Raw genomic sequence first — 12,035 nt, 5'->3', positions numbered from 1 at the left:
CAATAAGAAGCCAGGTTTCCCCCGAGAGTCTGCCATGAATCAAAGCCATTTTTTCGCCCATTTGTCCCGGTTGAAGTTGATCAACCGCTGGCCCTTGATGCGGAATGTGCGTACCGAGAACGTGTCGGAACACAGTTTGCAGGTGGCGTTTGTCGCCCATGCGCTGGCCGTGATAAAAAACCGCAAGTTCGATGGCCGGGTCAATCCCGAACGCATCGCCTTGTTGGCCATGTATCACGATACCAGCGAAGTGCTGACCGGCGATATGCCGACGCCCATCAAATACTTCAATGCCCAAATCGCCCACGAATACAAGAATATTGAGAAGGTTGCCCAGCAAAAGCTTATCCATATGCTACCGGAGGAGTTTAGGGAGGATTTCAGCCCCCTTATCGACGAACAGCGCTACAGCGAGGAAGAAAAATCGCTGGTTAAGCAGGCAGACGCGTTGTGCGCCTATCTGAAATGCCTGGAAGAGATCGCCGCCGGCAACAACGAATTCACGCCGGCGATGGCCCGGCTGGAGAAGACGCTGGCTCAGCGCAGTTCCCGGGAGATGACCTATTTCATGACAGTATTCGTCCCCAGCTTCAGCCTGTCCCTTGATGAAATCAGCCGGGAAGATTCGCCTCTTTGACCCCGCCCGATGCGGGCGAACCGTCACAACGGATAGAGCATAGGCACCACCAGTACGCTGACCGCCATGACCAGTAGGGTAAAGGGCACCCCCACCCGGACAAAGTCGCCGAATTTGTAGCCGCCGGGTCCCAGCACCAACGTATTGACCGGCGAGGAGACCGGCGTCATAAACGCCGAGGAAGCGGCGATGGCGATAATCATGGCGAAAGGATAGGGCGAGACCGACATTTCACGCGCGGCGCCGATGGCGATAGGCGCCATCAGTACCGCGGTGGCTGTGTTGGAAATGAACAGGCCAATCACGGCGCTCAGAACAAACAGGCTCAGTAGCATCACGCGGGCGCCGGCGCCGCCCGAGACATCCATCAATAACCTGACCGCCAAATCCACGCCGCCGGTTTTTTGCCGTGCCAATGCAAACGGCAACATGCCGACGATCAGGATGAGGCTCGGCCAGTGAATGGCGCGATAGGCGCTTTCCACGGTGATGCAACGGAATTTGCCCATCAGCAGGCAGGTGATCAAGGCGGCGATGGGGTTGGGGATCTTATCGACAAGCATCATCGCCACCATCAGCGCCAGACAAAACAAGGCATGGGGCGCCTGGCTGACGGCAGGCGCCACGTCGTCCACTTCGGCCGGCAGGTTCAATACGATGAAATCGTCTTTCTGCAATTGCAACTGGCGGATCAGTTTCCAGTCGCCAATCACCAGCAAGATATCCCCCAACGCCATTTCCTCGTCCAAGAACTGGCCGGTCAGGGCGTCGCCGTTGCGGCGGATGCCGACCACGTTTAAGCCGTACCGGCTGCGAAATCCCACCTGGCGCGGGCTTTTACCCAAAAGCGCAGAATCGGGGATCAGGGTAACCTCCGCCATGCCCACATCCCTGGCCTGATCGGAAAAGTATTCGCCGCGCAGTATCATCGGCTCCAGCAACTGCTCGGCGCAAAAACGCCGCAATACATCATCGGAGACGGCGATGTCCACCAGCAGCACATCGCGCGGCTGCAATTGCGTATGGCCGCCGGCGCTGACCATCACCCGCCGGAACTTGCGCCAGCGCTCAATGCCCACCACATTGGCGCCGTAGCGGGCGCGTAAACGCAAATCATCCAAACGGTGGCCGATAAGGGGCGATCCTGGGCGCAACGCCAAGCGCCGCGCCCGTCCGGCAAGTTTGTAATCACGGATGAGATCGCGAAAGGTGCGGCGTTTCCAGCTTTTTCCCGTCTCGTCCTTATCGGCGCCGTTAAGCAAAAACCGCGCCGCCAGCATGTAGCCGACGCCCAGCGCCAGCACAATCAGACCGATAGGCGTCACGGCGAAAAAACCGAAGCCGCGCGCCCCTTCCCTGAGCAGCTCGCTATTGACCACCATGTTGGGCGGCGTGGCTATCAGGGTCATCATGCCGCTTATCAGCGCGGCGAAACTCAAGGGCATCATCAGGCGCGCCGGCGAGGTTTTCATCCTCTGCGCGACATTAAGCACGATGGGAATGAAAATGGCCACCACGCCGGTGGAACTCATAAACGCCCCCAGGGCGGCGACGGCCAGCATCAGCAGAATTAACATGCGCGATTCGCTATTTCCCGCCGCGCGCATCAGCCACTCGCCCACTTGGTAGGCGATGCCGGTACGCACCAGACCTTCACCGATAACGAACAACGCGGCGATAAGCAACACATTGGGGTCGCTGAAACCGGCCGTGGCCTCGGCCAGGCTCAGGGTGCCGCTCATGACGAACGCGACAATCACCAACAACCCCACCACGTCCATGCGGACTTTGCCGGAAATAAACAGAAAAATAGCGGCAAGCAACAGGGTCAGCACCCAGATAAGTTGAAAGGTCACGGCGTTGTCCCTGATTAGCCTTGGGTTTAGCCGATATCATGCCATAAAAAACCTCCGCGGGATCGGAGGCTTAGTCAACGAAAGGTTTTTTTACCGACGCGGCGGCCCGCCGCCGGCGCTCAGGGAGATACGCTTATTCGCGCGCCGTCGCTATCCTGCTGGACGGACAGCTGCTCAAGGGACGTCAAGATCAAACCGACCGCGTCCTTTTGCGGCGTCTCCGCCGGCGGATTAACGGCAATAACGCCGCAGCCCGCCGATAGGGCCGCCTGGATGCCGGCGATGGCATCCTCCACCACAATGCATTCGCCGGGCGTCAGTCCCAGGCGGTCGGCGCCCATCAGATAGGCGTCCGGCTGCGGTTTGCCCCGCATAACCTGCTCGGCGGTGATAAGCACGGGCGGTTCGGGCAGTCGGCCGGCCCGGATGCGGGCGGACGCCACCGGCAGGGTGCCGGAGGTGACTATCGCCCAGGGAATAACCAGCGCATTGAGATGTTCAAGCAACGCCACCGCGCCGGGCAGGGCCGTTACGCCTTCCGTGCATTCCGATTCGAACTTTTCCAGCGCGAGGAACTCGGATCGCAGATCCTCTTCGCTGGCCCCCGGCATAAAATGACGGAGCGAGGTGATGGCCTGTTTGCCATGGATGAAGCGGAATACCTCCGCAACGGCGATGCCCTTTTCCTTTGCCCAGTTACTCCAGGCCAGTTCCACTACGGGTAATGAATCGATTAAAGTTCCATCAAGGTCAAACAGAAAACCTCTGCAGCGCACGGGTATATCTCCGGATTAAGCCCTCAGGCATTGATGATTTGGGTGATTTCGACGGCGCTGAGATGGTATTGACGCGGACAGGACTGCCAGACGGCCAGCATCCGCAGGTATTTGTCCCACATTTTGGTCTGGGCGTTGAAACCGTGGCTGCCGGAATCGAAATGGGTATAGCGCCCTTCGGTGAAAACCATAAAACGGACATAAGACAGGTAGCGCGCCTCGGTGGCGGCGTCAAAACCGAGAAATGCCAGGCGCCGTTCATCGATATCCTGGCGATCTTTGAGATTACCCCAGGAAACTTGCAAGGCGTGATGCATTTCCATGATATCAATGATCGTGCGGCAAACATCCTCGCTCAGTTGGCCGAAATCGCGATCCAGCTCGTTCATCTGCAAACCATATCCCCGTTCGACGATGGTTTGCTGGCGGCGGTAGCGATCGGCGTTATCCGGATCCAGCAAGGACATAATCTTATACTGGTTCGACAGAATTAATCGCTGGGCGTTTGTCATTTCCATCATTAACTCCTGAGTACATTCCTGATTGCTTCAATTGAGGGCTGACGTGAGCATGGCATAATGCCGGCGGCGGCGAAACCGCAAGCCGGGGATTTATTGATTTAAGACAGCAGCGGATGCCATTTCGCCGGGATTTTCGCCCCGCCGGGCCGGTCATCACCGGCAACCGGGCGTTATAAATCGTCCAGAAAGGCCTTGTCGAGCAGTTTGAAGGCGCGCTTGAGCTCCTCCGCCAGCATCTGGTAGGTGGGTATTCCCTCAACCGGCGCCAACGCCTGCCCCGCCTCGGTGAGTTGATGGCGAACCTCATGGAACCAATGGAGCAACGTCGGCGGCAATGGCGTGATCGAACGCTTTCCCAGCCACCATAATCCCTGCATCGGCAGGCTGCAGGCGAAAACGGCGGTCGCCACCGCCGGCCCGAGCTGGCCGCCCAGGGCGATTTGCCACGCCAGGGTAAACACCGCCACCGGCGGCATAAAGCGCACGGCGAAACGGGTGGCGACTATCATGCGGTTCTCGGGGAAAATCGGCGCCAGGCGTTTGTCGGTGGGCCAGGTTTTCATATAGTGTTGTCCGCGCTGGAAAATCTTATACCAACTTACTGAACCGGAGGGGATTGTCGCCATAGCGGACCTCAACTTTACGAATAGAATTTAAAAAATTTATGCAAAACCACAAATAAATTTTAGATCATTTAAATATATTTTGTCTTTAGCCTCGTCACTGGTTATCCTTGGGTCGCCGCCGCCCAGGACCGGAAAATCGTCGAACGACGGAGTGTAACATGCGCCATCGACACTGGCGGGGCAATAAAAAAAACCGTACTTCAAAAAAAATTACATTTCTTCAAAAAAATTCGCAATCATGTCAGATAAACCCCCTATGACATGATGTTAATCATAAATTGCCGCAGCATATTGCGCTAAGCTTTATAGCTACTGACGATTTATTAACCATGCATAACACATAGGTACTTCCATGTCGAGTAAGCTAGTACTGGTTCTTAACTGTGGCAGTTCTTCCTTGAAATTCGCCATTCTCGATGCTGCAAGCGGCGAAGAATTCCTTTCCGGTCTCGCCGAATGCTTCAATCTGCCGGAAGCGCGCATTAAATGGAAGATGGACGGCGCCAAGCATGAAGCGGCATTAGGCAACCGCGCGGCCCACAGTGAAGCACTTAGCTTTATAGTTAATACAATTCTGGCGCAAAAACCAGAATTATCGGCGCAATTAACCGCAATCGGCCACCGGGTCGTCAATGTGGGCGAGAAATACACCCAATCCGCGGTGATCGATAAGAATGTTTTACAGGCGATTAAGGATTCCATCCCGTTTGCGCCGCTGCACAACCCGGCTCATATCATCGGCATCAACGAGGCATTGAAGACGTTCCCGCGCCTGGCGGACAAAAACGTGGCGGTATTCGACACCGCGTTCCACCAGACCATGCCGGAAGAATCCTATTTGTATGCCCTGCCCTATTCTCTGTATCGGGAACACGGCATCCGCCGTTACGGCGCGCACGGCACCAGCCACTATTACGTGACCCAGGAAGCCGCCCGGTTCCTGAACAAGCCCGTGGACACCGTCAATCTGATCACCTGCCATCTGGGCAATGGCGGTTCGGTCACCGCGGTGCGCAACGGTGAATGCGTTGATACCTCCATGGGCCTGACCCCGCTTGAGGGACTGGTCATGGGCACCCGTAGCGGCGATCTTGACCCGGCCATCCTGTTCTTTTTGCATGATGCCATGGGTATGACGATTGAGCAAATCGACCATATGCTGACCAAGGAATCCGGTTTGCTGGGCCTGACCGGCGAAACCAGCGATATGCGCTGGGTCATCGATAATTACGCGGACAATCCGGCCGCCAAGCGCGCAATGGACGTATTCTGCCACCGCCTGGCGAAATACATCGGCGCCTATTCCGCGTTGATGGACGGCCGTTTGGATGCCGTGGTTTTCACAGGCGGTATCGGCGAAAACGCCGCCATGGTGCGGGAATTGACTCTGGGCAAGCTGGCGTTGTTGGGTTTTGCCATCGACGCACAGCGCAATGAGGAAGCCCGCTTTGGCAAGAGTGGGGTGATTACCACCGATGAAAGCCGTAAGGCCATCGTCATTCCAACCAATGAAGAATTGGTCATTGCCCAGGACGCCGCCCGTCTGACCGCGTAAATACCCCCATTCCGCCGGCATGCGCCGGCGGAAGGCTTTCAAGTAACGAGCAACCGTTAAAAGAGGTTTAGCCGTGTCCCGTACTATCATGTTGATCCCCACCGGCACCAGTGTCGGACTGACCAGTATCAGTCTGGGTGTCATTCGCGCCATGGAACAAAAGGGCGTGCGTCTTAGCGTGTTTAAACCCATAGCGCAACCCCGGTCCGGTGATGATGCGCTTGATGCCACGACCACCATTATCCGCGCCAACTCCGCCATTCCCTCCGCCGAACCGCTGCTGATGAGCCATGTCGAATCGCTGTTGGGATCCAATCAGCAAGACGTGCTAATGGAAGAAATCATCGCCCGTTATCACGAAAACACCAAAGACGCGGAAGTGATACTGGTGGAAGGACTGGTGCCGACCCGCAAGCATCAATTCGCCAACGCGCTGAATTATGAAATCGCCAAAACGTTGAACGCGGAAATCGTGTTTGTGATGTCCCTTGGCAACGATTCCCCCGATCAGTTGAAAGAACGTATCGAATTGACGCGTTCCAGCTTCGGCGGCAGCAAAAATAAAAGCATCGTCGGCGTCATTATCAACAAGTTGAACGCGCCGGTGGATGAACAAGGCCGGACCCGTCCCGACTTGTCGGAAATCTTCGATGAATCCGCCAAGGCCAATGTGACTGCCGTCAATACCCGGCAGTTAGCCGAAAACAGCCCCCTGCCGATTTTGGGTTGCGTGCCCTGGAGCTTTGATCTGATTGCGGTGCGGGCGGTCGACATGGCCAAACATCTGGGCGCCGTCATTATCAATGAAGGCGAGATCAAGACCCGCCGGGTAAGATCGGTGACTTTCTGCGCCCGCAGCCTGCCGAATATGCTGGAGCATTTCCGTCCCGGTTCGCTGTTGGTGACGTCCGCCGACCGTCCCGATGTGCTGGTGGCGGCGTGTCTGGCGGCCATGAACGGTGTGGAAATCGGCGCCATTTTGCTCACCGGCGGCTATCAGGTCGACCCGCGCATCAACAGTCTGTGTGAACGCGCCTTCCAGACCGGCCTGCCGATGTTTACCGTGCAGACCAATACCTGGCAGACCTCGCTTAATCTACAGAGTTTCAGCTTGGAAGTGCCGGCCGACGACCATAGCCGGGTGGAAAAACTGCAAAACTACGTCGCCGGCCATATCGACGACAACTGGATCGAATCGTTGACCGCCAGCGTCGAACGCACCCGCCGCCTGTCGCCGCCGGCGTTCCGTTATCAGTTGACCGAGCTGGCCCGCAAAGCCGGTAAGCGCATCGTGCTGCCGGAAGGCGATGAACCCCGTACCATCAAAGCGGCGGCCATCTGCGCCGAACGTGGTATCGCCCATTGCGTGTTGCTGGGCAATCCGGATGAAATTCAGCGTGTCGCCGCGGTGCAGGGCGTGGAGCTGGGTAAAGGCATCGAAATCATCGATCCCCAAGTGGCCCGCGAACGTTATGTGCCGCGACTGGTGGACTTGCGCAAGAGCAAGGGGATGACCGAAGTGGTCGCCCGCGAACAACTGGAAGACAATGTGGTGCTGGGCACCATGATGCTGGAGCGGGGGGAAGTGGACGGGCTGGTATCCGGGGCGGTGCATACAACCGCCAATACCATCCGTCCGCCGCTACAGTTGATCAAGACCGCGCCGGGCAGTTCGCTGGTGTCGTCGGTGTTCTTTATGCTGTTGCCGGAACAGGTGCTGGTGTATGGCGACTGCGCCATCAATCCGGATCCGACCGCCGAACAATTGGCGGAAATCGCCATTCAGTCCGCCGATTCCGCCGCGGCCTTCGGTATCGAGCCGCGCGTGGCGATGATTTCCTATTCCACCGGGACATCCGGCGCCGGCAGCGATGTGGAGAAAGTGCGCGAGGCGACGCGTCTGGCAAAGGAAAAACGCCCCGATCTGGTGGTGGATGGCCCGTTGCAGTACGACGCGGCCATCATGGCCGACGTTGCCTTGTCCAAAGCGCCGAATTCGCCGGTGGCCGGCAAGGCCACGGTGTTTATTTTCCCGGATCTGAATACCGGCAACACCACGTATAAAGCGGTACAGCGCTCTGCCGATTTGATATCCATCGGCCCGATGCTGCAAGGGATGCGCAAGCCGGTGAACGATCTGTCGCGCGGCGCCCTGGTGGACGATATTGTGTATACCATCGCCCTGACCGCCATTCAGTCAAAACAAGCCGAAGGCAAGTAACATCCGCTCACGGTCGGACGCCGCTGTCCGTCCCTTTGTGCCAAGCCCGCGTTTAACGCGGGCTTGTTGTGTCAAGCGTGTGATGTACGCCCGCGGCGGATGTCCCCGCTTGCAGGATTCGCGTCCCATCGCGGCAGTGCGACCCATTAACGAAACTTAACTTTCCAATAGCTGTTCAGCCGCCGCCAGAATATGGTCGGCCGTTAAGCCGTATTCCTGTTGCAGGTAGGCCTGCGTACCCACCTGACCATAGCGCTCCCGCACGCCGACCCGCCGCAGAGGCACCGGGACATGCTCGCAAAGCACTTCAGCCACCGCCGACCCCAAGCCGTTATGAACGCTGTGGTTTTCACAGGTTACCATTCGGCCGGTTTTACGCGCATAAGCGCAAATCAACGCCCGATCGATGGGTTTAAGCGTGAACATATCAATGACCGCGGCGTCAACGCCCCGCGCCGCCAGCATGGCCGCCGCGCGTACCGCTTGCGCCACCATGATGCCGTTGGCGATAAGGGTGATATCGCCGCCATCGCGAACAACGCATCCTTTGCCGATAGTGAAATGCGAACCCTCTTGGTAAATCTTTACCGCCTGTTTTCGTATGGTGCGTACCCAATAGAATCCCCGCAACACCGCGAGCTGCGCGAGAATATCCCGGAACATTACCGCATCGGTCGCTTCAAGCACAACCGAATGCGCCAATCCGCGCACAATGCCCATGTCTTCAAACGACATGTGGGTGCCACCGTTGTGGCAAGCGGTCACCCCCGCGTCGGAAGCGATGACCTTGACATTGTTATGTGGGTAGTCCAGCGCCATAAACAACTGGTCGAAACAGCGCCGACTGGCAAACGCGGTAAATGTATGGACAAAAGGCACCCGGCCGGTGAGCGATAAACCCGCCGCCATCCCGATAACGTTAGCCTCCATGATACCGCAATCGATGACCCGATCGGGATAGTCCCGATGCACGCCGTCCGTGGCCATGGAGGTCATCAGGTCCGCCTCCAGCGCGATGACCGTCGAGTCTTTCTCGAATTGCTCGCGCAAACCGTCGGCATAAATCCGCCGCATTTCCACGGCGTCGTTTTGCAACGCAAGGGTCGCTTCAATGGTCATATTCGGTCTCCAAAACGGCGATAGCCCGTTCGATGTCGAGCCGACTTTGCGCGGTGAGGCGCAAATGGTGCGAATTGGCGAGCTTTTCCAGATAAGGCACGCCCTGACCTTTGACGCTGTCGAGGATAACGACCCTCGGCCGGCGTCCACCGTGGGTTGCGGGCGCCGCCGCCTCGCGAATGGCGGCGATGTCCGCGCCGGGGACCGTCACGGCGTCAAAGCCAAAAGCGCGGAACTTGGCCGGCAGATCGAAGGGTTTGACTATCTCGTCCAGCGGACCGTCCAATTGCTGTTTGTTGTAGTCGACAAACAGCGTCAAGTTATCGAGGTTCCAATGGGCGATAAACTGAAAGGCTTCCCAACATTGGCCTTCGTTCAATTCTCCGTCGCCGAGAATACAAAACACCCGGTTGGGCCGCGCCGCCAGCCGGTGAGATAACGCCATGCCCGCAGCAATGGATACCCCCTGCCCGAGCGAGCCGGTTGTGGCGTCCACCCCCCGAGTCAGTAGCCGATCGGGATGGCTTGGCAAGCGGGTCCCGTTCTGATTAAGCGTAGCCAGTTCCGCGAGGGGGAAATAGCCCCTCAACGCCAAAGCGCTATATAGCGCCGGGCCGGCATGGCCTTTCGATAAAACGAAATAATCCCGTTCCGGCCATTGGGGCCGGGCCGGGTCGATACGCATCACGTCGCCGTACAGTACCGCCAGTGTTTCCACCACCGACATTGAGCCGCCAAAATGGCCGAACCCCCGTGTTACCAACATCTTCAGCGTGGCAATCCGGATACGGCGGGCGAAGTCGCGCACAGCATGATCATTATCCATGGACGGCCTCGGTTTATTTCTTGGCGTCGGACGCGGCGGGAACGGTTTTGCGCCGCGAGCGGAACAAGTAGTTGTGCGCCACCAGCAAAGCGAACAGCGCGACGACGATGGCCATGATGGTGCCCTTGGAGAAGAAACGGGCCAAATTGCCAAGGATAATCCCCACCGCGCCGAAGTCCGCATCGGAAAAGGTGGTGTTGGCCAGACCGAGCGCGCCCAGTACCGGCAGCAGCAATACCGGAAGAAAGGTGATCAGCACGCCGTTGGCGAAAGCGCCGAGCATGGCGCCCCGCCGTCCGCCGGTCGCATTGCCGAACACGCCGGCCGTGGCGCCCGTGAAGAAATGCGGTACCACCCCGGGCAGGATGAGCACCAAATTCATCTGCCCCAGAATGAACAGTCCGACCAGTCCACCCAGGAAGCTGAAAAGAAAGCCTATCAGCACCGCATTGGGCGCGTAGGGATAAACCACCGGGCAATCCAGCGCCGGACGGGCATTGGGCACCAGCTTCTCCGAGAAACCGGTGAATGCCGGAACAATTTCCGCCAGGATAAGCCTCACCCCCTGTAGGATGATGAATACCCCGGCGGCAAAAGTAATGGCCTGGATGATGGCATAGACCAGATAATTCTGCCCCCCGCTAAGTTGCTGTTCAACATAATTTTGCCCGGCGCAAACGGCCAACACGATGAAAATGATCGCCATGGTCATGGAGATGGAAATAGAGCTGTCGCGAAGGAAACTGAGATTCTTCGGCAGGCTCATCTCTTCCGTTGAGCGCGAGTTTTTACCCGCCAGACCGCCAATCCAACCGGAGAGCACGTAACCCAGCGTGCCGAAATGGCCGAAAGCCACGTCGTCATTGCCGGTGATACGCCGCATGTAGCGGTGGGCGAGCGCCGGGAAAAATGCCATGATGATCCCCAGCAATAAGGCGCCGGTAAAAACCAGTTCGATTCCGTCGAAATCCGCCACGCTCAGGATGACGGCTATCATGCAGGCCATATAGAAAGTATGATGGCCGGTCAGGAAAATATATTTTAATCGGGTAAAACGGGCGACAATAATATTGGCCACCATGCCGAAAGCCATTATAAGCGCGGTGGAGGCGCCATATTTTCCTAATGCAATGGAAACCACCGCCTCATTATTCGGTATAATACCTTGTATATTAAACGCATGTTCAAACATACTGCCTAAAGGATTTAGCGAGCCGACCAATACCGTTGCGCCGCCTGCCAGCACCAGAAAGCCGAGTATCGTTTTTACCGTACCTTTTATAACATCGGAAAACGATTTTTTCTGCGCCAATAAACCTATTAGCGCAATGACCCCCACCAGCACAGAGGGCACCTTGAGTATATCCACAATAAATTTGAGAATTTCCAGAGTAAACATATTGACCTCGCCAATACGGTTAAACTTGTCATTCCTGACATGGCTGATGCGATAATGCCCTGCCACACGCGCCCTGCAGGGTCATGTTGATCCTCACCCGTGATATTTCACGCGATACGCGTCATACCGCAAATTGCCTCTATACTCTAAATACATCGGGTTGCATCGCGGCGGCAAGTAAGCAAATCCCCAGGAGCATAGCCAACTATGTGACTGGGGTGAGCGAACGCAGCCAACAAAGAGGCAGCTTGATGTATGACAATCCTATACTCTAAATACATCGGGTTGCATCGCGGCGGCAAGTAAGCGAATCCCCAGGAGCATAGCCAACTATGTGACTGGGGTGAGCGAACGCAGCCAACAAAGAGGCAGCTTGATGTATGACGAGTATATAGATCGCCACGCTGGATAACGGCTTATCTAGTGATCTTGACCCGTTATATTCAGACAGCTTTTATCTCTAAGTTAGTGTTATCCGTCGGCTCCGGTATTCCCTCGG

The 12,035-nt window shown here is 56.9% G+C and carries 10 protein-coding genes; 3 read left to right on the top strand and 7 right to left on the bottom strand.

The genetic code is table 11. From position 1 onward, the window contains the following. The first annotated feature begins 34 nt into the window (after positions 1 to 34). A complete protein-coding gene (yfbR, locus tag FCN80_RS16620) occupies positions 35 to 637 on the top strand; it encodes a 5'-deoxynucleotidase (protein WP_136991292.1) in 603 nt (200 codons plus the stop codon). 23 nt (positions 638 to 660) lie between these two features. Here yfbR and FCN80_RS16615 read toward each other — a convergent pair whose 3' ends face one another. From FCN80_RS16615 to yfbV, 4 genes are all read right to left on the bottom strand, one after another. Next, positions 661 to 2,493, bottom strand: a complete 1,833-nt coding sequence (locus tag FCN80_RS16615) for an SLC13 family permease (RefSeq protein ID WP_136991291.1) — start codon at positions 2,491 to 2,493, stop codon at positions 661 to 663. A gap of 119 nt (positions 2,494 to 2,612) precedes the next feature. Next, positions 2,613 to 3,269: a sugar phosphatase gene (locus tag FCN80_RS16610; protein ID WP_136991290.1), complete on the bottom strand. Its 657-nt coding sequence runs from the start codon at positions 3,267 to 3,269 to the stop codon at positions 2,613 to 2,615. A gap of 23 nt (positions 3,270 to 3,292) precedes the next feature. Continuing rightward, positions 3,293 to 3,790 (bottom strand): YfbU family protein, encoded by a 498-nt coding sequence (locus FCN80_RS16605; RefSeq protein ID WP_230492722.1) that lies wholly within the window; start codon positions 3,788 to 3,790, stop codon positions 3,293 to 3,295. A 170-nt stretch (positions 3,791 to 3,960) separates the two neighbouring features. Then, positions 3,961 to 4,416, bottom strand: coding sequence for a terminus macrodomain insulation protein YfbV (gene yfbV, locus FCN80_RS16600; protein WP_136991288.1), 456 nt, complete (start codon positions 4,414 to 4,416; stop codon positions 3,961 to 3,963). Between the two features lie 352 nt (positions 4,417 to 4,768). Here yfbV and ackA point away from each other — a divergent pair, with 352 nt between their 5' ends. Together ackA and pta are read left to right on the top strand one after the other, a co-directional pair. Next, positions 4,769 to 5,971 carry an acetate kinase gene (gene ackA / locus FCN80_RS16595; protein WP_136991287.1) on the top strand — a complete coding sequence of 401 codons (1,203 nt, stop codon included), beginning with the start codon at positions 4,769 to 4,771 and terminating at the stop codon, positions 5,969 to 5,971. A 73-nt stretch (positions 5,972 to 6,044) separates the two neighbouring features. Continuing rightward, positions 6,045 to 8,192: a phosphate acetyltransferase gene (pta, locus tag FCN80_RS16590; protein ID WP_136991286.1), complete on the top strand. Its 2,148-nt coding sequence runs from the start codon at positions 6,045 to 6,047 to the stop codon at positions 8,190 to 8,192. 156 nt (positions 8,193 to 8,348) lie between these two features. Here pta and FCN80_RS16585 read toward each other — a convergent pair whose 3' ends face one another. Genes FCN80_RS16585 through FCN80_RS16575 form a run of 3 tightly spaced genes read right to left on the bottom strand, consistent with a single transcriptional unit; the run spans position 8,349 to position 11,602 of the window. Then, positions 8,349 to 9,311 carry a transketolase family protein gene (locus FCN80_RS16585; RefSeq protein WP_136991285.1) on the bottom strand — a complete coding sequence of 321 codons (963 nt, stop codon included), beginning with the start codon at positions 9,309 to 9,311 and terminating at the stop codon, positions 8,349 to 8,351. Beyond that, positions 9,301 to 10,137, bottom strand: a complete 837-nt coding sequence (locus FCN80_RS16580; protein WP_136991284.1) for a transketolase — start codon at positions 10,135 to 10,137, stop codon at positions 9,301 to 9,303. The genes FCN80_RS16585 and FCN80_RS16580 overlap by 11 nt, the downstream gene beginning before the upstream one ends. A 13-nt stretch (positions 10,138 to 10,150) precedes the next feature. Beyond that, positions 10,151 to 11,602: a PTS ascorbate transporter subunit IIC gene (locus FCN80_RS16575; RefSeq protein ID WP_230492721.1), complete on the bottom strand. Its 1,452-nt coding sequence runs from the start codon at positions 11,600 to 11,602 to the stop codon at positions 10,151 to 10,153. Positions 11,603 to 12,035 lie beyond the last annotated feature (433 nt).

Source organism: Martelella alba, assembly GCF_005217455.1.
In the GTDB taxonomy this organism is placed as follows: domain Bacteria; phylum Pseudomonadota; class Gammaproteobacteria; order Enterobacterales; family Enterobacteriaceae; genus Acerihabitans.
Note: the sequence above shows the minus strand (reverse complement) of the source record. Positions and strands in the feature narration are given on the sequence as shown.